Source organism: Isoptericola sp. NPDC056573 (genome assembly GCF_042793335.1).
In the GTDB taxonomy this organism is placed as follows: domain Bacteria; phylum Actinomycetota; class Actinomycetes; order Actinomycetales; family Cellulomonadaceae; genus Isoptericola.
The window spans coordinates 417,605-440,856 of sequence record NZ_JBHTUY010000002.1; the positions used below are offsets into that span (position 1 = coordinate 417,605).

At 70.7% G+C, this 23,252-nt stretch carries 23 protein-coding genes and 2 tRNA genes; 16 read left to right on the plus strand and 9 right to left on the minus strand.

Features of this window, described 5'->3' with window-relative positions; translation table 11 throughout:
• Nucleotides 1-12 precede the first annotated feature (12 nt).
• Genes ACFQ8E_RS04685 through rpmH form a run of 5 tightly spaced genes read right to left on the minus strand, consistent with a single transcriptional unit; the run spans nucleotide 13 to nucleotide 2,410 of the window.
• Nucleotides 13-543: a protein jag gene (locus ACFQ8E_RS04685; RefSeq protein WP_430549415.1), complete on the minus strand. Its 531-nt coding sequence runs from the start codon at nucleotides 541-543 to the stop codon at nucleotides 13-15.
• 23 nt (nucleotides 544-566) lie between these two features.
• On the minus strand, nucleotides 567-1,502 hold the full coding sequence (gene yidC, locus ACFQ8E_RS04690; protein WP_430544843.1) for a membrane protein insertase YidC: 936 nt from the start codon (nucleotides 1,500-1,502) through the stop codon (nucleotides 567-569).
• 57 nt (nucleotides 1,503-1,559) lie between these two features.
• A complete protein-coding gene (gene yidD, locus ACFQ8E_RS04695) occupies nucleotides 1,560-1,883 on the minus strand; it encodes a membrane protein insertion efficiency factor YidD (RefSeq protein ID WP_430549416.1) in 324 nt (107 codons plus the stop codon).
• Nucleotides 1,880-2,269 (minus strand): ribonuclease P protein component, encoded by a 390-nt coding sequence (gene rnpA / locus ACFQ8E_RS04700; RefSeq protein ID WP_430549417.1) that lies wholly within the window; start codon nucleotides 2,267-2,269, stop codon nucleotides 1,880-1,882. The genes yidD and rnpA overlap by 4 nt, the downstream gene beginning before the upstream one ends.
• Nucleotides 2,270-2,272: 3 nt before the next feature.
• On the minus strand, nucleotides 2,273-2,410 hold the full coding sequence (gene rpmH, locus ACFQ8E_RS04705; RefSeq protein WP_013840089.1) for a 50S ribosomal protein L34: 138 nt from the start codon (nucleotides 2,408-2,410) through the stop codon (nucleotides 2,273-2,275).
• 407 nt (nucleotides 2,411-2,817) lie between these two features.
• Here rpmH and dnaA point away from each other — a divergent pair, with 407 nt between their 5' ends.
• The 5 genes from dnaA to ACFQ8E_RS04730 all read left to right on the plus strand — a co-directional run bounded on the left by dnaA (nucleotide 2,818) and on the right by ACFQ8E_RS04730 (nucleotide 8,771).
• On the plus strand, nucleotides 2,818-4,233 hold the full coding sequence (gene dnaA / locus ACFQ8E_RS04710) for a chromosomal replication initiator protein DnaA (RefSeq protein ID WP_430549418.1): 1,416 nt from the start codon (nucleotides 2,818-2,820) through the stop codon (nucleotides 4,231-4,233).
• Nucleotides 4,234-4,881: 648 nt separating this feature from the next.
• Complete coding sequence (gene dnaN / locus ACFQ8E_RS04715) at nucleotides 4,882-6,015, plus strand: DNA polymerase III subunit beta (RefSeq protein WP_430549419.1); 1,134 nt, start codon at nucleotides 4,882-4,884, stop codon at nucleotides 6,013-6,015.
• Nucleotides 6,016-6,059: 44 nt separating this feature from the next.
• On the plus strand, nucleotides 6,060-6,953 hold the full coding sequence (gene gnd / locus ACFQ8E_RS04720; RefSeq protein WP_430549420.1) for a phosphogluconate dehydrogenase (NAD(+)-dependent, decarboxylating): 894 nt from the start codon (nucleotides 6,060-6,062) through the stop codon (nucleotides 6,951-6,953).
• 32 nt (nucleotides 6,954-6,985) lie between these two features.
• Nucleotides 6,986-8,176, plus strand: a complete 1,191-nt coding sequence (gene recF, locus ACFQ8E_RS04725) for a DNA replication/repair protein RecF (protein ID WP_430549421.1) — start codon at nucleotides 6,986-6,988, stop codon at nucleotides 8,174-8,176.
• A 100-nt stretch (nucleotides 8,177-8,276) separates the two neighbouring features.
• The gene (locus ACFQ8E_RS04730; RefSeq protein WP_430549500.1) at nucleotides 8,277-8,771 is read left to right on the plus strand and encodes a DUF721 domain-containing protein; all 495 of its coding nucleotides are present in this window, start codon (nucleotides 8,277-8,279) and stop codon (nucleotides 8,769-8,771) included.
• A gap of 83 nt (nucleotides 8,772-8,854) precedes the next feature.
• Here the strand turns inward: ACFQ8E_RS04730 and ACFQ8E_RS04735 are convergent, their stop codons facing one another.
• A complete protein-coding gene (locus ACFQ8E_RS04735; RefSeq protein WP_430549422.1) occupies nucleotides 8,855-10,414 on the minus strand; it encodes an LPXTG cell wall anchor domain-containing protein in 1,560 nt (519 codons plus the stop codon).
• 442 nt (nucleotides 10,415-10,856) lie between these two features.
• Between ACFQ8E_RS04735 and gyrB the strand changes: the two genes are divergently transcribed.
• The 7 genes from gyrB (at nucleotide 10,857) to ACFQ8E_RS04770 (ending at nucleotide 17,553) form a co-directional block, all read left to right on the plus strand.
• The gene (gyrB, locus tag ACFQ8E_RS04740) at nucleotides 10,857-12,956 is read left to right on the plus strand and encodes a DNA topoisomerase (ATP-hydrolyzing) subunit B (RefSeq protein WP_430549423.1); all 2,100 of its coding nucleotides are present in this window, start codon (nucleotides 10,857-10,859) and stop codon (nucleotides 12,954-12,956) included.
• Nucleotides 12,957-13,072: 116 nt separating this feature from the next.
• Nucleotides 13,073-15,694: a DNA gyrase subunit A gene (gene gyrA / locus ACFQ8E_RS04745; protein ID WP_430549424.1), complete on the plus strand. Its 2,622-nt coding sequence runs from the start codon at nucleotides 13,073-13,075 to the stop codon at nucleotides 15,692-15,694.
• Entirely contained in the window at nucleotides 15,694-16,563 is an 870-nt protein-coding gene (locus tag ACFQ8E_RS04750; protein ID WP_430549425.1) for a DUF3566 domain-containing protein, read from the plus strand. Before gyrA ends, ACFQ8E_RS04750 begins: the two co-directional genes overlap by 1 nt.
• 116 nt (nucleotides 16,564-16,679) lie before the next feature.
• Nucleotides 16,680-16,753: transfer RNA gene (locus tag ACFQ8E_RS04755), tRNA-Ile, on the plus strand.
• 63 nt (nucleotides 16,754-16,816) lie between these two features.
• Nucleotides 16,817-16,936 (plus strand): DLW-39 family protein, encoded by a 120-nt coding sequence (locus tag ACFQ8E_RS04760; protein ID WP_217700772.1) that lies wholly within the window; start codon nucleotides 16,817-16,819, stop codon nucleotides 16,934-16,936.
• A 30-nt stretch (nucleotides 16,937-16,966) separates the two neighbouring features.
• Nucleotides 16,967-17,042, plus strand: a tRNA-Ala gene (locus ACFQ8E_RS04765).
• Nucleotides 17,043-17,184: 142 nt separating this feature from the next.
• Nucleotides 17,185-17,553 carry a YciI family protein gene (locus ACFQ8E_RS04770; RefSeq protein WP_430549426.1) on the plus strand — a complete coding sequence of 123 codons (369 nt, stop codon included), beginning with the start codon at nucleotides 17,185-17,187 and terminating at the stop codon, nucleotides 17,551-17,553.
• 85 nt (nucleotides 17,554-17,638) lie between these two features.
• Here the strand turns inward: ACFQ8E_RS04770 and ACFQ8E_RS04775 are convergent, their stop codons facing one another.
• On the minus strand, nucleotides 17,639-18,649 hold the full coding sequence (locus ACFQ8E_RS04775) for a hypothetical protein (RefSeq protein WP_430549427.1): 1,011 nt from the start codon (nucleotides 18,647-18,649) through the stop codon (nucleotides 17,639-17,641).
• 105 nt (nucleotides 18,650-18,754) lie between these two features.
• Here ACFQ8E_RS04775 and ACFQ8E_RS04780 point away from each other — a divergent pair, with 105 nt between their 5' ends.
• Both ACFQ8E_RS04780 and ACFQ8E_RS04785 read left to right on the plus strand, forming a co-directional pair.
• Nucleotides 18,755-19,294 carry a peptidylprolyl isomerase gene (locus ACFQ8E_RS04780; RefSeq protein WP_430549428.1) on the plus strand — a complete coding sequence of 180 codons (540 nt, stop codon included), beginning with the start codon at nucleotides 18,755-18,757 and terminating at the stop codon, nucleotides 19,292-19,294.
• Nucleotides 19,295-19,504: 210 nt separating this feature from the next.
• Entirely contained in the window at nucleotides 19,505-20,326 is an 822-nt protein-coding gene (locus ACFQ8E_RS04785) for a rhomboid family intramembrane serine protease (RefSeq protein ID WP_430549429.1), read from the plus strand.
• Between the two features lie 74 nt (nucleotides 20,327-20,400).
• Here the strand turns inward: ACFQ8E_RS04785 and ACFQ8E_RS04790 are convergent, their stop codons facing one another.
• A complete protein-coding gene (locus tag ACFQ8E_RS04790) occupies nucleotides 20,401-20,661 on the minus strand; it encodes a cell division protein CrgA (protein WP_430549430.1) in 261 nt (86 codons plus the stop codon).
• Between the two features lie 130 nt (nucleotides 20,662-20,791).
• Between ACFQ8E_RS04790 and ACFQ8E_RS04795 the strand changes: the two genes are divergently transcribed.
• Both ACFQ8E_RS04795 and ACFQ8E_RS04800 read left to right on the plus strand, forming a co-directional pair.
• A complete protein-coding gene (locus tag ACFQ8E_RS04795; protein WP_430549431.1) occupies nucleotides 20,792-21,523 on the plus strand; it encodes a DUF881 domain-containing protein in 732 nt (243 codons plus the stop codon).
• Nucleotides 21,524-21,630: 107 nt separating this feature from the next.
• Entirely contained in the window at nucleotides 21,631-22,311 is a 681-nt protein-coding gene (locus ACFQ8E_RS04800) for an aminodeoxychorismate/anthranilate synthase component II (RefSeq protein WP_430549432.1), read from the plus strand.
• Nucleotides 22,312-22,343: 32 nt separating this feature from the next.
• Here ACFQ8E_RS04800 and ACFQ8E_RS04805 read toward each other — a convergent pair whose 3' ends face one another.
• Complete coding sequence (locus ACFQ8E_RS04805) at nucleotides 22,344-23,243, minus strand: aminoglycoside phosphotransferase family protein (protein ID WP_430549433.1); 900 nt, start codon at nucleotides 23,241-23,243, stop codon at nucleotides 22,344-22,346.
• Between the last annotated feature and the right edge of the window lie 9 nt (nucleotides 23,244-23,252).

Sequence of the window (23,252 nt, forward strand, 5' to 3'; positions counted from 1 at the left end):
TCGAAACGTCTTTCAGGACTCCGGCGCGGCGTCCTGCTCCGAGGCCGGCTGGACCACCACGTACCGTGACGGCTCCACGCCTCGCGAATCACTGACCAGGCCCGCCGCCGCGACGGCGTCGTGCACGACCTTGCGCTCGAAGGCGTTGAGCGGGTCGAGCTCGACCTCACGACCAGACTCGCGCACCTGGCGAATCGCGTCCTCGGCCAGCACGGTCAGCTCCTGCCGACGCGCCGAGCGGAACCCGGCGATGTCGAGCATCAGCCGGCTCCGCTCCCCCGTACGTGCCTGAACGGCGAGTCGGGTGAGCTCCTGCAGCGCCTCGAGCACCTCGCCGTCACGCCCGACGAGAGCCGACAGGTCCTCGTCCTCGTCAGCCACGATCTCGACCGCGGCCCGGTCGTGCTGGATGTCGAGGTCGATGTCCCCGTCGAGGTCGGCGATGTCGAGGAGTTCCTCAAGGTAGTCCGCCGCGATCTCGCCTTCCTCTTCGAGGCGCTTCGTACGGTCGGGACCCTGCTCCACCGGCGTGTCCGTCGTCATCGGTGTTCGATTCCTCTCGCTGCTCAACGGCGCTTCTGGCGGTTCTTGCGCTTGGGCTGCTCGCGCTGCCCACGGGGCTTCTCGGGCTCGGGCTCAGGAGTCGCCTCGATGGCCCCCTTGGCCGCGGCCTTCCGCGCCTGCTTCTCCTTGAGGAGACGCTCCGCCTCCGAGCCGGGAGCCGGCATCTTCTTGATCGTGTAGAACTGCTGGCCCATCGACCAGAGGTTCGAGATGACCCAGTAGATCAGCACACCGACGGGGAAGTTGATGCCCGAGATCAGGAAGATCACCGGGAGGATGTAGAGCATCATCTTCTGCGTGCTCGCCATCGGCCCCTCGAGGGCTGCCTTGGGCATGTTCTTCATCGTGAGCTGACGCTGGGTGAAGAACATCGTGGCGCTCATCAGGACGATGAGGCAGATGACGACAACGCGCGACGTCATCGAGTCGGTGGTGCGGAAGACGTCGGAGAGCTGGGCCCCGAAGAGGCTCGACGACTCGATGTCGCCGGCGATGCGCTGGTCGATCGGGCCGATCGCCTTGTGCGTGCCCTCCGCGATGCCCTGCAGGTTGTTGAGCACCCGGAACAGCGCGAAGAAGATCGGGGACTGCAGGAGGATCGGCAGGCACGACGCCATGGGGTTGGTGCCGTGCTTGCGGTAGAGCTCCATGGTCTCGCGGCCCATGGCCTCACGGGACGCGGGATCCGTCTTGCCCTTGTACTTCTTCTGCACCGCCTGCAGCTCGGGCTGCATCATCTGCATCCCGCGCGAGGCCTTGATCTGCTTGAAGAAGAGGGGGATCAGCGCGATACGGATGACGACCGTCAGAGCGACGATCGAGAACACCCACGCCCAGCCAGGGCCGTCCTGCATCCCGAGGGTCGTGAACAGGGCATGAGCCCCGTACATGATCCAGGCCACGACCCACTCGATGGGGTAGAGGATGGTGTCGAACATCCCGAATTGTCTCCTCTGTCGGAAAGTCTGCGTCCCCGGCGGCGCGGTCCGGGAGGGTCAGTGGTGTGCTGCGCCGCGGTGCTCGTGACCCGCCGCGTCGACATCGACGTGGTGGGAACGAGCCGGTGGGACGTCGTCGACTCCGCCGAGGCTCCACGGGTTGCACCGCAGGATCCGCCACAGAGCGAGGCCGGTTCCCCGTAGCGTGCCGTGCGTACGGATCGCGATGATCGCGTACTGGGAGCACGACGGGTAGTACTTGCAGGTGGGCCCAGTCAGCGGGGAGATCACCGACTGGTAGACGCGCAGGACGCCGATGAGGACGGTGGCCGGGAGGTTCCGCAGCACGTTCCGCCCGCGGTCGAGCGTCGAGGCGGTCACGTCGTCCTCCGTGCGCGCGCGACGGCGCGGTCGAGGCTGCTCGTGAGGTCGCTGTCGAGCTCGGCGTACGTGGCGCCGCTCGAGGCCGGCAGTGCGCGAACCACCAGCCGGGCTCCGGCGGGGAGCGCGGGAAGGTGCGCCGCCGCGATGTGCCGCAGGCGGCGTTTCACCTGGTTGCGGTGCACGGCGTTCCCCACGGCCTTGGATACGACAAGACCGACCTGTGACGGTGCATGGCCCGCGACAGCACCGACGCCGGCCTCAGGGCCGGCGTCGGGGTCGACAAGGAGATGCACCACCACGGTCGATCGACCTGCACGCGTGCCGCGGCGCACCGTCCGTTCGAAGTCGACGGAACGGCGCAGTCGGTGCGCCGCGGGCAGCATCCGTCAGGCAGAGAGCTCGGCGCGACCCTTGCGCCGACGGTTCGCCAGGATGGCGCGGCCGGCACGGGTGCGCATGCGCAGCCGGAAGCCGTGGGTCTTGGCACGACGGCGGTTGTTCGGCTGGAAGGTCCGCTTGCTCACGAGGTACTCCAAGAAACGTCGGGGAGGCACACCGTCATTTCCTCGACGATGCAGGTCTTGTCGCAGGTCAGGCCTCGCGTACGAGACGTGGAAGCACCGACCGGGCCGACCCGAGGACCGGCAGCCCGGATAAGGGCGCGCGAAAGGACCTGGAACGGCTGTCTGACGTTACGCCGAGGAGACCCCTCAGGTCAAACCCGCCCAGGGGCGACCCGCACCGGCCGGTGGCTACGATGTGGAGGACCTCACGCACCTCGGCGCGACGTCGCGCCGGCCGCCCGGTACGTTCATCGTCCACAGCCTTGTCCACAGGTTCCACAGCATGTGGACAACACTGTGGACGGAGATCTGGCGTGGCAGACTCGCGACCTCGCTGACCATCCCGAACGACCCGAAGGACGACGCCCGTGGCCCAGCCGGACGAGAACATCACCGACGTCTGGGCACACACGCTCGCCACCCTCGAGGCACGGCCGGACATGACCGCCCGGCAGCTCGCGTTCATCAAGCTCGCGAAGCCGATGGCGATCCTGGAGGACACCGTGTTCATCGCGGTGCCGCACGAGCAGACCCGCGCCTACCTCGAGACCAGCGTTCGCGACCAGCTCGTCTCGGCGATGGCCTCCACGCTCGGCCGCGACATCCGCTTCGGCATCACGGTGGATCCCGAGCTGAGCAGCGACACCCTCACCGGGCCGTCGCAGGACTACACCGCTCCCCCGGAGCCGGGTGTCCCCGACGAGCCGGAGGCGCCTCCGCTGCCGCCGAGTCCCAAGCAGTCGGCCGAGCCGACGCGGCTCAACCCGAAGTACATCTTCGAGACCTTCGTCATCGGTTCGTCCAACCGGTTCGCCCACGCTGCCGCCGTCGCCGTGGCCGAGGCGCCCGCCAAGGCCTACAACCCGCTGTTCATCTACGGGGACTCCGGGCTCGGCAAGACACACCTGCTCCATGCCATCGGCCACTACGCCCACAACCTCTATCCCCATGTGCGCGTGCGCTACGTGAACTCCGAGGAGTTCACGAACGACTTCATCAACAGCATCGGCGAGGGGCGCGCAGGGGCCTTCCAGCGCCGCTACCGCGACGTCGACGTCCTCCTCATCGACGACATCCAGTTCCTCGAGGGCAAGGAACAGACGATGGAGGAGTTCTTCCACACCTTCAACGCGCTCCACAACGCGGACAAGCAGGTGGTGATCACCTCCGACGTCCCGCCCAAGCAGCTGAACGGCTTCGAGGACCGGCTGCGGTCGCGCTTCGAGTGGGGCCTCATCACGGACGTGCAGCCGCCGGACCTCGAGACCCGCATCGCCATCCTGCGCAAGAAGGCCGCGAGCGAGCGGCTCGACGTCCCCGCCGAGGTGCTGAGCTACATCGGCTCGCGCATCTCGACGAACATCCGCGAGCTCGAGGGCGCGCTCATCCGCGTCACAGCCTTCGCGAACCTCAACCGGCAGGCCGTCGACCTCGCCCTCGCGGAGATCGTCCTCAAGGACCTCATCACCGACGACGACACGCAGGAGATCACCCCGTCGATGGTGATCGCGCAGACGGCCGCGTACTTCGGCCTCACGATCGACGACCTGTGCGGCTCCTCCCGCTCGCGCGTGCTCGTCACGGCCCGACAGATCGCCATGTACCTGTGCCGCGAGCTGACGGACCTGTCGTTGCCCAAGATCGGCCAGCAGTTCGGCGGCCGTGACCACACCACCGTGATGCATGCGAACAAGAAGATCGCGGGCCAGATGGCCGAGCGCCGTTCGACCTACAACCAGGTGACCGAGCTCACGAGCCGCATCAAGCAGCAGCACCGCGGCTGACGTCTCGCCGCACGACGGACGCCTCACGGGCCCGACCACGCTCTCCACAGGGCTGTGGATCCGGGCCCGTCGGCGTCTCTCCACATGCCCACCCACAGGGGAATGCCCGGAAACAGCCGGTTGCGCGCCATCTGTCCCCAGGCCTGTGGAGCAAAATCGTGGACAACGACCAGCGCGCACGCCGCAGAGAGATTCACACCTGTGGACAAACTTGTGGATGTGTGTGGACGACAGCCTCGGATCCGTGGACGACGACGCCCCGATCGGTGGACGGCTGTGGGTACAGATTCCGTCGCCCACAGGCCCAAGGTGTTGTCCACAGCTGCGCCCCCACGGCCTCCACACCCCGACCAGTGCGCTGACCTGCGCAAACACCGGTCATCCCCAGATTCCACAACCCCGATGACGATGACGAACGATTGATCAAGAAGAAATTCCACACACCTTCATCAGGCCGGCTCGTCGATCCAGGGCGAGGCCCGCCTCGGCCTGAGGATCACGTGCCGAAGAGCCCCTGTCTCGCGTAGGGTTTGGCTCGGACGACGAGGCAGGTCGGGTCACGTCGACGGTCCGGGCCGGTCCTGGGCCACCGACCCCACGCCCGCACGTCCGCTTCGATCGACAAGGGTCGACAACGCGAGGAGTGGGATGAAGTTCCGGGTTGAGCGTGACGTCCTGGCCGAGGCCGTGACCTGGACGGCGCGCACGCTCCCCACGCGCCCGCCGGCACCGGTGCTCGCGGGCGTCCGCATCGAGGTCGACACGGCCGGCACCATCTGGCTGTCCAGCTTCGACTACGAGGTGTCGGCGCGAGCGGAGATCCCGGCAGAGGTCTCCGAGCCCGGCACGGTGCTCGTCTCCGGCCGGCTGCTGGCCGAGATCTCCCGCGCTCTGCCCAACAAGCCCGTGGACGTCACGCTCGAGGGCACCAAGGTCGTCCTGACGTGCGGTGCCTCGCGCTTCACGCTGCTGACGATGCCGGTGGAGGACTACCCGGCGCTGCCGCAGATGCCCGAGTTGAGCGGCACCGTGACCGGCGACGCGCTCACGCACGCCGTCGCGCAGGTCAGCGTGGCCGCGAGCCGCGACGACACGCTCCCCCTGCTCACCGGCGTGCGCATGGAGATCGAGGGCGAGCGCATCACCCTCATCGCCACCGACCGGTACCGGCTCGCCCTGCGCGAGCTCACCTGGACGCCTGCCACGCCTGGCTACTCGGCCGTCGCGCTCGTGCGCGCACGCACCCTGACCGACGTCGCGAAGTCGCTCGGCGGGGGCGGGGGCCTCGTGAACGTCGGCCTGTCCACCGGACAGGGCGTCGACCTCATCGGTTTCGAGGCGGGTGGCCGCCACACGACGTCGCAGCTCGTCGACGGCGACTACCCGCCCGTGCGGCGGCTGTTCCCGGACGCGACGCCGATCCATGCCGTCGTCGCCACGGCGCCGCTGATCGAGGCCGCCAAGCGCGTGTCCCTGGTCGCGGAGCGCAACACGCCGATCCGGCTGTCGTTCACGGACGGTCAGGTCGTGCTCGACGCCGGTCAGGGCGACGACGCGCAGGCGTCCGAGGCGCTCGAGGCGGTGCTGGTGGGCGAGGACATCCAGGTCGCGTTCAACCCGCAGTTCCTGCTGGACGGTCTGGGCGCGCTCGGCACCGACTTCGTCCGGCTCTCGTTCACGCACCCGAACAAGCCGGTGGAGTTCACCGGCCAGGAGTCGCTCGACGGCGAGGACTCGTCGGACTACCGCTACCTGCTCGTGCCGATCCGCTTCGCCGGCTGAGCGCCGTCCTGCCCGTTCGCCCCGCACCGTCCCCGGAGGTACCCATGGTCAGCCACATCGGACTCGTCGGTCTGGGCAAGATGGGCAACAACATGCGCGAGCGGCTGCGCCGCGGCGGCATCGAGGTCACCGGGTACGACCCGCGGCCCGAGGTGTCCGACGTCGCGTCGCTCGCGGACCTCGTGGCCGCCCTGCCCGCGGACCGTCGCGTCGTGTGGGTGATGGTGCCGGCCGGCGACCCGACGCGCGGCGTCGTGCAGGAGCTCGGCACGCTGCTGGGCGAGGGCGACGTCGTCGTCGAGGGTGGCAACTCGCACTACCCGGAGGACCAGGCCCGTGCGGCGGAGCTGGCGGAGCGCGGCATCGGCTACATCGACGTCGGCGTCTCCGGCGGCGTGTGGGGCCTGGAGAACGGGTACGGCCTGATGTGCGGCGGAGACAGCGTGCACGTCGAGGCACTCATGCCGGTCTTCGACGCGCTGCGCCCCGAGGGGCCGCGCGAGGAGGGCTTCGTGCACGCCGGTGAGGTGGGCGCGGGGCACTTCGCGAAGATGGTGCACAACGGCATCGAGTACGGCCTCATGCAGAGCTACGCCGAGGGCTACGAGCTCCTCGCGGCCAAGGACATCGTCACGGACGTGCACGGCACGATGAAGGCGTGGATGCGCGGCACGGTCGTGCGGTCGTGGCTGCTCGACCTCATGGTCAAGGCGCTCGAGGAGGACCCGGCGCTGGCAGCGATCGACGACTGGGTCGACGACTCGGGCGAGGGCCGCTGGACCGTCGACGAGGCCATCGACAACGCCGTGCCCCTTCCCGTGATCTCCGCGGCGCTGTTCGCCCGCTTCGCGTCTCGGCAGGACGAGTCCCCGGCGATGAAGGCCGTGGCCGCGCTGCGCCAGCAGTTCGGCGGGCACGCGGTCAAGCCCGCGCAGTGAGGCCGGCGGTGCCAGGCCGCCGAGCAGGTTAGATGTACGTCTCCCACCTCTCCCTCCTCGACTTCCGCTCGTACGCCGCAGCGGACGTCGAGCTCGAACTCGGCCCCAATGCGTTCGTCGGGCGAAACGGCCAGGGCAAGACCAACCTCGTCGAGGCGATCGGCTACGTCGCGACACTCGGCAGCCACCGGGTCGCGAACGACACCCCCCTCATCCGGGCCGGCGCGGAGCGGGCCGTGGTCCGGACGCGGATCGTGCGCGGGGATCGGGCATCGACCGTCGAGCTGGAGATCACCGCGGGCAAGGCGAACCGCGCGCGCGTGAACCGCGGCCAGCTCGGCCGGGCCCGCGATGTGCTCGGCATCCTGCGCACGGTGCTCTTCGCACCGGAGGACCTGGCGCTCGTCAAGGGCGACCCCGACGGTCGGCGCCGGTTCCTCGACCAGCTGGTGGTGCAGCTCCTCCCCCGGGCGGCGGGCCTGCTGGGCGACTACGAGCGCGTGGTGCGCCAGCGGTCCGCGCTGCTGAAGTCGCTGCGCGGTGCACGCCGGTCCGGTGCCGGACCTGTGGACACGAGCACGCTCGAGGTCTGGGACGCACGGGCCGCGCAGCTCGGCGGGCAGATCCTCGCCATGAGGCTGGCGCTGGTGGAGGCTCTGCGGCCGCACGTCGCGGCGGCGTACGCGCAGGTCAGCGACGCCGACGGGGATGCCGAGCTCGCGTACCGCTCCAGCGTCCCGGGGACGGCGGACGGGACGACCCGCGCCGCGGAGGACCTGGAGAAGGCGATCCTCGAGGCGATGGCGGAGGCGCGGACCCAGGAGCTGGAGCGGGGCGTCAGCCTCGTCGGGCCGCACCGCGACGACCTGGTCCTCACCCTCGGCGGGCTGCCGGCCAAGGGGTACGCGAGCCACGGGGAGTCGTGGTCGTTCGCGCTGGCGCTGCGGATCGCGTCGTACCGGCTGCTCGGCGGCGGCGACGAGCCGGAGCACGTGCCGGACGCCGCGTTCTGGGACCCCGACCTCGACACGGACGCGGATCCCGTGCTGATCCTGGACGATGTCTTCGCCGAGCTGGACGTGCGACGTCGGGAACGGCTGGCGGAGCTCGTCGCGCCGGCACGTCAGGTGCTCGTGACCGCCGCAGTGCCCGACGACGTCCCGCCGGGGCTGCTCGGCGCGCGGTTCGAGGTCACGCCCGGCCAGGTGCGTCGTGCGGAGTGACGACGGCGAGAGCGTCGTGGGCGACCTCCCCGACGACGGCGACGACGCGGGCGGCACGTCGTCCGGCGAGGACCCGCGACCGGTCAAGGACCGCACCGAGCTGACGCCGCCCTCGGCGGTCGCGCGGGAGGCCCTCAACCGCGCGAAGGCGGCGGCGCGGGCCAAGGGACTCCGGCCGGGCTCGCCGGCGCGACGCTCCCCCCTCGCGGAGCCGCGCCTGTCCGGGCAGGGGCCGGGCGCCCGCGATCCCCAGCTCCTGTCGGAGGTGCTGGGGCGACTCATGCGTGACAAGGGGTGGACGGCGGACGTCTCCGTGGGCGGCGTGATCGGGCGCTGGCGGGAGGTGGTGGGCGCCCAGGTCGCCGACCACTGCCAGCCGGAGACCTTCGAGCAGAAGGTGCTCGTCGTGCGCGCCGACTCGACCGCCTGGGCGACGCAGGTGCGACTGCTGGTGCCGACGCTGCTCCGCCGGCTCGAGGAAGAGGTCGGCGAAGGCGTGGTCGAGCAGGTCACCGTGCTCGGGCCCGCCGGGCCGGGATTCCGCCGCGGACGGCGGTCGGTACGCGGCCCCGGCCCCCGCGACACCTACGGCTGACGTCTCGGGGGCGACGACGAGACGAACGACGGGCCCGGCCGCTGGTGCGGCCGGGCCCGTCGTTCGCTCAGTGCGTCGGTGCGTCAGTGCTGGATGCGGCGACGCAGCCAGAACAGCACGCCGCCACCCACGATGAGCAGCGCGGCGATCCCGGCGAAGACGCCGACCGTCGCACCCGTCTGCGGCAGCTCGTCGGCACCCTCGGCCTCGGCCGGCGGGACGTCGGTGTCGTCCGCGACGACCTCCACGTCCGCGCCGCCGGCGCCGATCGGGTTGGCGCACTCGGTGTTGGCCTCGGGGTAGCTCACGATCTGCGAGTACTCCGGGTTGACCTCGAAGAGCACCTCGACGTCGTCACGCGTCCAGGCGTAGTTCCCGTCGGTCTCCACGTAGGAGCCGTCGTCCTGCTGCTCCCAGCCCGGCCACTGCTTCGGCGCGGTGTCGGAGGCGCCCGGCCACAGCAGCTCGCCCTCCAGCGGCTGGTCGGCGGCGACGTAGTTCTCGCCGCCCTCCGGGTGGAGGAACGTGATGGTCAGCGGAGTGTCGCTGTCCACCTCGACGCCCTCGGGCAGGGAGACGCCGTAGTCCAGGTAGGGCGTGTCGCCCACGCAGACCGCGCCGATGTCACCGGGGACCAGCGCGCAGTCCTCCTCCGACGGGACGAGCTGCTCGATCGGGAAGATCACGTCGCCACCCTCGGTGCGGGTGTACCCGGCGAGGTCGTCGCCGAAGGTGCGCCCCTCGGTCGGCACGGCGAGCACGCCCTGCTCGGTGGTGAGGTAGGTGACGTCCCCCGTGTCCGCCGGGAGGATGACGTCGGACGCGTCCGCGCCGCAGATCTCCAGCGCGGCCGGCGCCTGCGGCACCACGACCTGGGGCTCCGGGACCTCCGGCTCGGTCGGCGTGGCGCAGTCCTCGGTGGACGGCAGCTCGATGCCGAAGTCGCTCAGCTCCTGGTGCTGCCAGTCGACCAGGTGCCCGTCCATGGACGAGCCGTCGGGGTACGTGATGGTCTCGGGCATCGTGTAGTCGTCGACGCCGCCGCGCACCAGGTCCTGCTGGATGCCCCAGCCGGTGCACAGGTCGATGTCGTCGAGCGCGTCCGTCTCCGGGAGCTCGGTGTACCAGTGCTGGTCGTTCGTGAGCTCGTCCTCGGGGACGGTGAGCGGCGTGGTGCCGAGCAGCTGCTGCTTCCCGGAGTTCTCCCACGCGGCGGGCTTGTCCTTGTCGAGCTTCGGGTACAGGTAGATCCCGACCTGCACGTCGGTGCCCTCGGGCTGCTCCGGCGTCGTGGGGACACAGGGCGTCGTCGTGCCCTTCGCGTCCTTCTCCTCCTCCGGGGTGCGCGGCCAGTCGTAGCGGTCGCCGTCGTGGGCGTCGACCTGCACCGACCACTCGTGGGCCTTCGACCCGTCGAGCTCGAAGGTGCGGCGCCACGAGTCTCCGAAGGACTCGTCGGCGGCGATCGCGCCGTCGATGGTGACGACGACGTCGGCGCCCTGGTACTGGGTGAGCTTCACCTCGAGGCTGGTACAGGAGTCGCTGACTCGCGGGGTGTGGGCGGAGGCCGGCGCCGCGGTGGCGACGAGCATCCCTCCGACGGCGAGCGTCGTCGCGGCGACGCCTGCCAGGGTCCTCTTCACTGTGGGGTTGTCCCTTCGGTGGTGACCGGTGCACAGGCGCGCGCCAGTCGACGTGCGGAACGGGGAATCGTCGTGTAGTACACCAGGTTTTGGAGTAAATCGGGAGAGTCGTTGATAACGGTCAGAGCACAAATACCCGACGTTCCGGAGGAGTGGCTCTGATCGCCCCCAAACTGTGGACAACCCTGAGGAAAACCCTGTGGACAAGGCTGTGGAGAGCCCGTCGTCCACGACCTGTGGACAACGTGTGCGGAACTTCCCTCCAGCGGCGTCAATCCGCCGTTTCCTTGCCTCTGGCAGGTAGACTGGGACGGTCATTCCGGGTCGTGCTGCGACCTCTCGCACGGCTCGGTCGAGCGCAGCCCGGAACCTGAGAGCCGCGCCGCCTGCACACTGCACGAAGCGTCGGCGCGTGCACGACGACCGAGGAGCAGCTCCGCCTGTGGCAGACCGAACCGACACCCCCCGTCCCGACACTGTCGCCAACGGAGCCAACGGAGCCGCCGGACCGGGGAGCGGGTACGACGCCGGCAACATCACCGTCCTGGAGGGCCTGGAGGCCGTCCGCAAGCGCCCGGGCATGTACATCGGCTCGACGGGTGAGCGGGGCCTGCACCACCTGGTCTACGAGATTGTGGACAACTCTGTGGACGAGGCCCTCGCGGGTCACGCCGACAGCGTCGAGGTGACCCTCCTCGCCGACGGCGGCGTCCGGGTCCGCGACAACGGGCGCGGCATCCCTGTCGCGATGCACCCCACCGAGGGCAAGCCGACGCTCGAGGTCGTCATGACGATCCTGCACGCGGGCGGCAAGTTCGGCGGCGGCGGCTACGCCGTCTCCGGAGGCCTGCACGGCGTGGGCATGTCGGTGGTGAACGCGCTGTCCACCCGCTTCGTCTCCGAGGTGAAGCGTGACGGCTTCCACTGGCGCCAGGAGTACCGGGACGGCGGCGAGCCCGTCACCGAGGTGCAGAAGCTCGAGCCGCTCGCCGAGGGCGAGCCCACCGGCACCACGCAGACCTTCTGGGCCGACGACTCGATCTTCGAGACCACGGACTACGACTTCGAGACGCTCCGCTCGCGCTTCCAGCAGTACGCGTTCCTCAACAAGGGCCTGCAGATCACGCTGCGCGACGAGCGCGCAGGCCACGCGGTCGCGGACGACGAGGTCGCCGGCCAGGCCCCGGAGGGTGCGGACACCGACGTCACCGCCGCCGACGCCGAGGTCGCGAACCCCGTCCGGACGGTGACGTACCGCTACGACAACGGCCTCACGGACTACGTGGCCCACATCAACGCGGCCAAGAAGTCCGAGCTCATCCACCCCGAGATCATCGACGTCGAGTCGGAGGACACGGAGCGGAAGATCTCGGTGGAGATCGCGATGCAGTGGACCAGCGCGTACAGCGAGTCGGTGCACACGTTCGCGAACACCATCTCGACCACCGAGGGCGGCACGCACGAGGAGGGCTTCCGCGCGGCGCTCACCACCCTGGTGAACAGCTATGCGCGCGACAAGCAGATCATCAAGGAGAAGGACGACAACCTCACGGGCGACGACATCCGCGAGGGGCTCACCGCCGTCATCTCCGTCAAGCTCGGCGAGCCGCAGTTCGAGGGCCAGACCAAGACGAAGCTCGGCAACACCGAGGCGAAGACGTTCGTGCAGCGCGTGGTGCGCGAGAAGCTCGTCGACTGGTTCGACGCGCACCCGACGGAGGCGCGCGACGTCATCCGCAAGGCCATCCAGGCGTCGCAGGCGCGCATCGCGGCGCGCAAGGCGCGCGAGGCCACGCGACGCAAGGGGATCCTCAGCTCCGGCGGGATGCCCGGCAAGCTCAAGGACTGCCAGTCCAACCGCGCCGAGGACTGCGAGGTCTACATCGTCGAGGGCGACTCGGCCGGTGGCTCCGCCGTCCGCGGCCGCAACCCGCACAACCAGGCGATCCTGCCGCTGCGCGGCAAGATCCTCAACGTGGAGCGGGCCCGGCTGGACAAGGCGCTCTCCAACCAGGAGATCCAGTCCCTCATCACGGCGTTCGGCACCGGTATCGGGGAGGACTTCGACATCTCGAAGCTCCGGTACCACAAGATCGTGCTGATGGCCGACGCCGACGTCGACGGCCAGCACATCTGCACCCTGCTGCTCACGCTGCTGTTCCGGTACATGCGACCGCTCATCGAGCACGGCCACGTCTACCTGGCGCAGCCGCCGCTGTACCGGCTCAAGTGGTCGAACGCGCCGCACGACTACGTGTACTCCGACCGCGAGCGGGACGCATTCCTCAAGGAGGGGATCGCGGCCGGCAAGCGGATCCCCAAGGAGAACGGCATCCAGCGCTACAAGGGTCTGGGCGAGATGGACTACACCGAGCTCTGGGACACCACGATGGACCCGGAGCACCGCACGCTGCTGCAGGTGACCATGGACGACGCGGCCGCGGCCGACGAGATCTTCTCGGTGCTCATGGGCGAGGACGTCGAGTCCCGCCGCAGCTTCATCCAGCGCAACGCCAAGGACGTCCGCTTCCTCGACATCTAGCGGCTGACGACGACGCCGTACAACTCGTACGGACGTCGTTGTACGTCAGCCCACCCATGATCTCGAGGACGACGGAACCCGCGCCCCGGCGGCGCAGGACAGGAAGAAGGTAGACGGTGACGGACGAGACCCCCGGTCCCGACATGACGGACGGCGCCCCGGACGACGAGGCGATCGACACGACCGACGGTGCGGTCACGGTGCAGCACGGCCGCATCGACCAGGTGGACCTCCAGCTGGAGATGCAGCGGAGCTACCTCGACTACGCGATGAGCGTCATCGTCGGGCGTGCGCTCCCGGACGTGCGGGACGGCCTCAAGCCGGTGCACCGCCGTGTGCTGTACGCGATGTACGACGGCGGCTACCGCCCTGACCGCGCGTACTCGAAGTGCTCCCGCGTCGTGGGCGACGTCATGGGCAAGTTCCACCCGCACGGCGACACCGCGATCTACGACACCCTCGTGCGCCTCGTGCAGGACTGGGTGCTGCGCTACCCGCTCGTCGCGGGCCAGGGGAACTTCGGCTCGCCCGGCAACGACCCGGCCGCCGCCCCCCGGTACACCGAGTGCCGCATGGCCCCGTTGGCCATGGAGATGGTCCGGGACATCGAGAAGAACACGGTCGACTTCCAGGACAACTACGACGGCCGCACGCAGGAGCCCGTCGTCCTGCCCGCCCGGTTCCCGAACCTCCTGGTCAACGGCTCCGCCGGCATCGCGGTGGGCATGGCGACCAACATCCCGCCGCACAACCTGCGCGAGGTCGCGGAGGGCGTGCGCTGGCACCTCGCGAACCCCGACGCGTCGCGCGAGGAGCTCCTCGCCGCACTGATGCTCCGCATCAAGGGGCCGGACTTCCCGACCGGCGCCACGATCCTCGGCACCAAGGGCATCGAGGAGGCGTACCGCACCGGCCGCGGCTCCATCACGATGCGCGCCGTCGTGAACGTCGAGGAGATCCAGAACCGGATCTGCCTCGTCATCACCGAGCTGCCGTACCAGGTCAACCCGGACAACCTCGCCAGCAAGATCGCGGACCTCGTCAACGACGGGAAGCTCGCCGGTATCGCGGACATCCGCGACGAGACGTCGGGCCGCACCGGCCAGCGCCTCGTCATCGTGCTCAAGCGCGACGCGATCGCCAAGGTCGTGCTGAACAACCTGTACAAGCACACGCCGCTGCAGTTCAGCTTCGGCGCGAACATGGTGGCGCTCGTCGACGACGTGCCGCGCACGCTCAGCCTCGACGCCTTCGTGCGGCACTGGACCACGCACCAGATCGAGGTCGTCCGCCGGCGCACCGAGTACCTGCTGGCGGAGGCCGAGCGCCAGATCCACATCCTGCGCGGGTACCTCAAGGCACTCGACGCGCTGGACGAGGTCATCGCCCTCATCCGCCGCTCCCCCGACGCCGAGCAGGCCCGCACCGGCCTGATGGAGCTGCTCGACGTCGACGAGCAGCAGGCGAACGCGATCCTGGCGCTGCAGCTGCGCCGGCTCGCCGCCCTCGAGCGCCAGCGGATCATCGACGAGCACGACTCCCTCCAGCGGGAGATCGAGGACTACAAGGACATCCTCGCGAAGCCGGAGCGCCAGCGGACCATCGTCCAGGACGAGCTCGACGACATCGTCGCGCGCTACGGCGACGAGCGCCGCACCACGGTGCTGCCGTTCGACGGCGACATGTCGGTCGAGGACCTCATCCCCGAGGAGGAGGTCGTCGTCACGATCACGCGCGGCGGGTACGCGAAGCGCACCCGCTCGGACAGCTACCGCGCCCAGCGGCGCGGCGGCAAGGGCGTGCGCGGCGCCGCGCTGCGCGAGGACGACATCGTCGAGCACTTCTTCGTCACGACGACGCACCACTGGCTGCTGTTCTTCACCAACCTCGGCCGGGTGTACCGCGCCAAGGGCTACGAGCTGCCCGAGGGCGGTCGGGACGCCAAGGGCCAGCACGTGGCGAACATGCTGGCGTTCCAGCCCGGCGAACACATCGCCCAGGTGCTGGACCTGCCCGACTACGAGGCGGCGGACTACCTGGTGCTCGCGACCCGTCGCGGCCTGGTGAAGAAGACCCGCCTGGGCGAGTACAACTCGCCGCGCTCGGGCGGCCTCATCGCCATCAACCTGCGCGAGGACGACGAGGGCAACCCCGACGAGCTCGTCGCGGCGCGGCTCGTGAACGCGGACGACCACCTCATCCTCGTGTCCCGCAAGGGCCAGTCGATCCGCTTCCCCGCCGACGACGACACGCTGCGCCCGATGGGCCGCGCGACGTCCGGTGTCACCGGCATGAAGTTCCGCGAGGAGGACGAGCTGCTCAACGCGGACGTCGTCACCCCGGGGACGGACCTGTTCGTCGTGACCGAGGGCGGCTTCGCGAAGCGCACCGCGATCACGGAGTACCGCGTCCAGGGCCGCGCCGGCTACGGCATCAAGGTCGCCAACCTGGTCGAGGCTCGTGGAGACCTCGTGGGGGCCTTGGTCACGGAGGCGGACGACGAGGTGCTGGTCATCATGGAGCGTGGCAAGATCGTGCGCTCGGCGGTCGCGGAGGTGAACCTCACCGGCCGCACCACGCAGGGCGTGACGTTCGCGAAGCCCGACCGCGGGGACCGCATCATCGCCGTCGCCCGTAACGTCGAGCGTCGGGACGTCGACGAGGCAAGCGGCGACGAGTCGGTTAGCGTGGACGAGCAGGCCGCCGACGAGCAGACCACGAGCGGGGACGAGGACTGATGACGGAGAACAGCGCGTCGACCCGGGCGTCGTCGGCGCCTCCCACGCGGGAGGCGGAGATCGACGACTCGACCCATCGCCGCAGCCCGGCTGCGGGCGCGGCACCGGCCGCGGCGTCCGCCGGCGCCGTCCGACTCGGTGAGGTGCCCGCACCGCCCGCACCGCCGGTCGCCGCCCCGTCGCCCGTTGCCGGCGTCACCTCGGACGGCACCACCGCCGCCCAGGGCGCGTCCCCCGTCAAGGAAGGCGCGGTGAAGGCCGCTGCCGCCGCCCTCGCCGCCGCGCGGAGTGCGGCGAAGAAGGTCCAGTCGGTCATGCCGGAGGCGCCGGCCAAGGCGCAGGACGGCGCGGGCAGCACCGGCGTCGCGGGCACGGCCAAGAACGCCGCGAAGCCCGCCGAGCCGCGTCCGGAGATGCACTACTCGGCCGGCGGCGTGCACGGGACGGCCGCTCCCGCCGCCGCGGCCCCCGTGGGGAGCCCGATGGTCGGGGCCGCGCAGCCCGGCGCCGGCGCGCGCCGCGTGCGGCTGTCGGTCTCGCGCGTCGACCCGTGGTCGATCATGAAGCTGGCGTTCCTGCTGTCCGTCGCGATCGGCTTCATCACCGTCGTCGCGACGATGGTGGTCTGGTACGTGCTCAACGACATGGGCACGTTCGCGAAGATCCAGGGCTTCCTGAGCGAGACGATCGGCCCGCAGGCCGTGAACCTCATGCAGTTCATCGAGTTCGACCGGGTCGTCTCCCTGTCGGTGCTGATCGCCATCGTCAACGTGGTGCTGCTGACCGCGCTCGCCACGATCATGGCCATCCTGTACAACATCACCGCAGCACTCGTCGGCGGCGTGCACCTCACGCTGACGGACGAGTGAACCCCGTCCCGACCGGGACCGACGTCACACCGCGCGACGGCACCCCCGGTTTGGGAACGGACCCGCGCGTACGGTAATGTTCCGTGCTGCACGCGCTCCCTCGCGGGGGCGCGCTCGGGGCTATAGCTCAGACGGTTAGAGCGCTTCCCTGATAAGGAAGAGGTCGGAGGTTCAAGTCCTCCTAGCCCCACTCCAGGCCACCTCAGGCCCGGGCCCGAGACGCACGACGACGGTCGTGACGAGGAGGCAGAAGATGAAGAAGCTGTTCGTCCTCCTGCTCGCGCTGGGCGCGGGTTACCTGGTCTGGCGCCGTCTCAACGAGGACTCGGCCGACCGGGACCTGTGGTCCGAGGTCACCGACACCATCGACTGAGCACGCCCGGCCCGTCTGACGAGGCCGCCAGGGGCCATGGCGCAATTGGTAGCGCACCTGCTTTGCAAGCAGGGGGTTAGGGGTTCGAGTCCCCTTGGCTCCACCACCGAAGACCCCGTACGCCTGCCGGCGTGCGGGGTCTCGTCGTTCCGTGCCGGCGTGCCCGAGGTGTTGAGCCCCCGCCCCCGGTCCCGCATGGTGGTGGGTGGGCCCGCCGTCCGGCCGGCCGTCACGACGAGGGGGTCACGATGACGCTGTACCTGCTGTCCGTGCCGCACGACTCCGAGACCGAACCCACGATGGCGACGATGGACCCGGACGAGCTGGAGGCGACGCTCGCGGCGGTGGGCGCCTTCAACGAGTCGCTGGAGGCCGCGGACGCGCTGCGGTTCGCCGGAGGACTGCACCCGCCGAGCACGGCCACGACGATCGACGGGTCGGGTGAGACGGCGACCGTCGCCCCGGGACCGTTCGTCGAGGCTCCCGAGTACCTCGGCGGGCTCTGGGTGATCGAGGCGGCGGACGACGCCGCGGCCATCGCATGGGGCACCCTGGCGGCCGAGGCGCTCGGCGGTCGGGTCGAGGTCCGGGCGTTCCAGGACGTGCCGTCCGGCTGACGACCGACCGAGAGCCGCAGGGCCCCGTCCTGTGGACGGGGCCCTGCGGCGAGCGGTGCGGTGCCGTCCCGGACGGCGGGTCGGATCAGGCCTTGTCGCCCTCCCCCGTGTCCTTCGCGGCGTCCGCCGCGTCCTCGGCGGCGTCCTCGGTCTTGCGGGCAGCAGAGCGCGTGCGGTTCGTGGCCTTCTTGGCGGCGTCGGTCGCCTTGTCCTTGGCCTTGTCCACGGCCTCGGTGACCTCCTCGCCGAGCTCGGCGGCCTTCTCGGAGGCGCGCTCGGCGGCCTCGCGACCCTTCGCGACGGCGTGCCCCGCGGCCTCGCCGACCGCCTCCGCCGCGTCGGCGACGGCGTGCCGCGCGTCGCGGGCCGCGCCGTCGTAGTCCGGGCCCGACTGCTGCTCCCAGGGCTCGGCCCACGGGTCGTTCTGCGGCTGGGCGCGGCGCCAGAAGGCATAGCCGGCCACGGCGGCCCCGGCGAGCGCGAGGAACCAGAAGAGCCCCTTGCCCTTGCCGGACTTCTCAGCCTCCTTGGCGGCCTTCTCCGCCGCCTTTTCCGCGGCGGCCTGGGCCTTGGTGGCCTCCTTGGCCGCCTTCTTCGCGGCCTTCTTGCCCGCGCGTCCGGCCTTCTCCGCGGCGTCGCGCGCGGCGTCCGCCGCCAGGACGCCGGCCGCACCTGCGGCGGCCCCGGCGCGCGTCGCCGCCTCGTTGAAGGCGGTGACGACCCGCGGCAGGTAGTCGTCCACGATCTTGTCGTGCGCGGTGTCCACGAGCGGGCCCGCCTTGTCGGCGGCCTTCTCGACCCGCGGCGCCGCCGCGAGCACGCTCTCGCGCCACGCCTTCTCGGCGCGGGGCACGAGCCACTCGAGGAACGAGTCGACCCGCGGCTCGGCCCAGTCCTTGGCCTGGTTCGCGGCGTCCTTCGCCCCGCCCGCAGCACGGGCGCCGACGTCGACCAGGACGGCGGCCGCCTCGGTCGCGGAGCCCTTGAGCTTCTCGGTGTCGATGTCGTTGATCGTCGAGCTCACCTTGGCGGAGAGCTTCTCGGCCTGGTCCTTGGCAGTGTCCTTGACGCTGTCGCCCACGTTCTTTCGCACCATGGACCCACTGTGCCACCTGGCGCTCTGGCCTGCAGCGGTACGCGCGGGTCGCGCCGTGCGGGTCGTGGAGACGGATGGTGAGAGGGAGGGTGAGAGGATGAGGGCATGTTCGCAACCCTCCACACCACCGCCGGTGACATCCGCATCGAGCTGCTGCCGAACCACGCGCCCAAGACCGTCGCGAACTTCGTCGGGCTGGCCAAGGGCACCACGACGTGGACGGACCCGGCCACGGGCGCCGAGCGCAACGACCCCCTGTACGACGGCGTGATCTTCCACCGCGTCATCGACAACTTCATGATCCAGGGCGGGGACCCGCTGGGCACCGGCACCGGCGGCCCCGGCTACACCTTCGACGACGAGATCCACCCCGAGCTCCAGTTCGACGGCAAGTACATCCTCGCGATGGCGAACGCCGGCAAGCGCCGCAACCCCGTCACGGGCGCCGTCGAGGGCACCAACGGCTCGCAGTTCTTCATCACGACGGGCGACACCCCGTGGCTGAACGGCAAGCACACCATCTTCGGCAAGGTCGTGGACGACGGTTCTCGCGCCGTCGTCGACGCGATCGGTGACACCCCGACCCGACCGGGCGACCGCCCCGTCCAGGACATCGTCATCAACAGCGTCACCATCGAGGACTGACCGACACAGACCGAAACCGGGTCACCTGGTCACGGTCGGGGTCGGGAACCTCGTCGCAGTCCCGTTCACGCGCCCAAGGGGCGCTCCACTTCGGGAAAGATGGAACTGCGACGAGGTTCCCGACCCCGACCTTTCCATCGCCTCACGGAGGGCCGACTCATCTCGACACCGCCAGCCCCGCAGTTCGGACAGCCTGCCGACGCGCCGCCGGTGTGCCCGCGGCACCCGGACCGCGTCTCCTACGTGCGCTGCCAGCGCTGCGGCCGGCCGACGTGCCCCGAGTGCCAGCGGCCCGCCGCCGTCGGGATCCAGTGCGTCGACTGCGTCAAGGAGGCGTCGCGCGCGGTCCCGAGCGCGCGCACGATGTTCGGGGGCACGGTGCGGGGCGGGCGGCCGGTCGTCACGCTGACGATCGTCGCGCTGTGCGTGGTGAGCTGGGTGCTGCAGCTCGTCACGGGCGGTGAGTGGACGCAACGGTGGGCGTTCGCCCCGTCCGTGGGGCTGGACCAGCCGTGGCGCTTCCTCACCGCGGCGTTCCTGCACTCCACCAGCATCCTGCACATCCTGTTCAACATGTACGCCCTGTGGCTCACCGGCCCGTTCCTCGAGCAGGCGTTCGGGCGCGGACGCTTCGTCGCGCTGTACGTGCTGTCGGCGATCGGCGGTTCGGTGGGCTACCTGCTGCTCGCGACGCCGACGATCGACGGCGGGTGGAACACCGCCGTCGTCGGGGCCTCCGGGGCCGTCTTCGGGCTGTTCGGCGCGATCATCCCGGTCCTGCGCCGCACCGGGCGCAGCGCCGCGCAGATCCTCGTGCTCATCGCCATCAACATGGCGATCCCGTTCTTCGTCGGCGGGATCGCGTGGCAGGCGCACCTGGGCGGCCTGGCGGTCGGACTGGCGATGGGCGCAGGTTTCGCCTTCGCGCCCCGCGAGCGGCAGGCGCTCGTGGGATGGCTGCTGCCGCTGGGGGTGGCCGTCGTCCTCGTGGCCGCGACCCTGTGGAAGTACGCCTCCGTCGGCTGGCTCTGACCGCACGGCCCGACCCGTCGTCCACAGGGTTGCCCACAGGTGTGGAACGAACTACACGGGTGGAAGTCCTGGCGTCAGCGCCAGCGCGTGGTGAGCCCGAAACCCGCGATGATCAGCACGAACCCGACGGCGAGGTTCCAGGCGCCGAGCGCCGGGATCGGGAGCCCCAGGCCCTGTGCCGTGAGGTAGTACAGGACGATCCACGCGAGGCCCAGCAGCATGAGCGTGAGCATCGTCGGCACCAGCCAGCGGGGGTTGCCCTGCGGCTTCGCCTTCGGCGTGACCGGCTGCTCGTCGGGCGTGCTCTTCTTCTTGCGGGACTTCGACTCGGGCACGGGGAGGTCTCCTGTCCGGACGGGTGGGTGGCGGCCGCGGGCCGGATGCCCGCCACCGTCGGCGATTCTGTCGACTAGCGTAGTCGTCAGCAGGCTCGAGAAGGACAGCAGGGGACTGACAGGGGTGCCGATGAACCGCCGACTGCGCCAGAGCGCGACCGTCGCGTGCGTCCTCGCCGCGTCCGGGCTCCTGTTCACCGCCAGCGCGCAGCTCGCTGACACCAAGGACGGTCGCGACCCGCAGGACCTCGCCGAGCTCGTCACCACGGAGTCCGACCGGGTGGCCGGCCTCACCGACCGCATGAACGAGCTCGAGGCCGAGATCGACGACCTCGGCAAGCAGACCGGCACGGACCTGCCCACGCGGAGCGCCGACCTCGTGGCCGACGAGTCGGTCGTCACCGGCGCCGCGGCCGTCTCGGGGCCCGGGCTGCGGGTGGCGCTCGACGATGCGCCCGCGTCCAGCCAGTCGATCGCCGGGGTGCGGCCGGACGACCTGGTCGTGCACCAGCAGGACGTGCAGCACGTGATCAACGCGCTGTGGGCGGGCGGCGCCGAGGCGATGACGCTGCAGGGCGAGCGCGTCACCGCGACGTCGGCGTTCCGCTGCTCCGGCAACATCCTGCTGCTGCACGGCAAGGTCTTCTCCCCTCCGTACGTGATCGAGGCGGTGGGCGACCCCCAGGAGCTGCGGGACTCGCTCGACGCGGACCCGGGCGTCGCGATCTACCAGCAGTACGTCGACTGGGTCGCCCTCGGCTGGTCGGTCAAGGACGCGGGCACGCTCCAGCTCCCCGCGTACACCGGCAGCTCCGAGATGAAGTACGCGACGGTCCCCGCCGGCACGGACGTGTTCTCGTGAGCGCCACGACCGTCGTGGGCGCCGCGGTGCCGGGGCCGGGCCGGCGATGGCGTGGCCGCCGTCCCGCCCCGCAGCCCGCCTGACCACCTCCCCGAAGCGAGACAGCCATGACCACCCCCGCCCCCACCCCCGCCGGCCCGCGCATCCTCGTGGTCGACAACTACGACTCGTTCGTCTACACGATTGTCGGCTACCTCGACCAGCTCGGGGCACGCACCGTCGTGGTGCGCAACGACGCGGTGCCCGAGCCCGACGCCGACGGCGTCTTCCACGACGCGGACGGCGCGCCCTTCGACGGCGTGCTCGTCTCCCCGGGCCCCGGCACCCCGAAGGAGGCCGGCTCGTCGGAGGACGTCATCCGCGCCTGCGCCCGCTCCCGCACGCCGATGCTCGGCGTGTGCCTGGGCCACCAGGCCCTCGCGGAGGTGTACGGCGCCACGGTCGCGCACGCGCCGGAGCTCATGCACGGCAAGACCAGCCTCGTCGAGCACGACGGCGAGGGCGTGCTCGACGGCCTCGCGTCGCCGTTCACGGCCACGCGCTACCACTCCCTCGCCGTGCTCCCGGAGACCGTGCCCGCCGAGCTCGAGGTGACGGGCGCGACGGCGAGCGGCGTCGTCATGGGTCTCCAGCACCGCGAGCTGCCGCTGCACGGTGTGCAGTTCCACCCCGAGTCCGTGCTCACCGAGGGCGGGCACCGGCTGCTCGCCAACTGGCTCGCCGTGTGCGGCGACGACGGCGCGGTCGAGCGGTCCGCCGGCATGGCACCGCTGGTGCACCAGGGCTGACGTCGTCGCGAGCGGCTCGTCGGGAAGCCGGGTCAGACGCTCGCCAGGACCCGGTCGAGAGCCGCCCGTCCGGCTGGACCCCATGCCGGCTTGCCGCCGGGAAGGCCACGGTCCCCGTTCTGACCCATCAGCATCAGGAAGAGACTCTTCAGCGCGGCCAGCCCGCGGGCGCGCCGGACCGTCGCGTCGTCCGCCTCCCCGTAGGTGGCGAAGAAGCGTGCGGCCGCGCCCTTCGGCAGCAGGACCCAGGCGGCCGCCAGGTCTGACGCCGGGTCGCCGGCGGACAGGTCACCGAAGTCGACGACGCCGGCCAGCGTCCCGTCCGCGACGACCACGTTCGCGGGGTGCAGGTCGCCGTGCACCCACACCGGCGGACCCGTCCACGCCGCGGCCGAGACCGCGTCGTCCCAGACCGCCCGGACGTCGGCGGCGTCGGAACCGATCGCGTCGGCGTCGACCGAGTCGAAGAAGTGGTCGAAGCCGTCCGACCAGTCGTGGGGATGCGCGCCGCGCCCGCCCTCCGTCGGTGCGTCGGCGGGCGCTGCCACATGCAGCGCCCGGAGGAACGCCGCCAGGGTGTCGGCCGCGTGCTCGCCGCGGGTGATCGAGGCGTGGTCCAGCGGCGTGCCCGGCACCCAGGTCATGACCGTCCACACCTTGGGGAACCGCTCGGAGGGCGCACCACTGCGCACCGGGACGGGGATGGGCAACGGCAGACGCGGGGCGAGCAGCGGCAGCCACCGGCGCTCCTTGAGCTGGTGATCGGGGACGGTATCCATCCGCTGGATGCGCACGGCGAGCTCGTCCCCGAGCCGCCACATCTGGTTGCCCCAGCCGCCCTCCACCTCGCGGAGGGGCAGCTCCGCCAGGTCCGGGTGCTGGTCCCGCAGCAGGTCGCGGACGAGGCCGGCGGAGATGTCGACCTCGGTCATGCTGAGCGA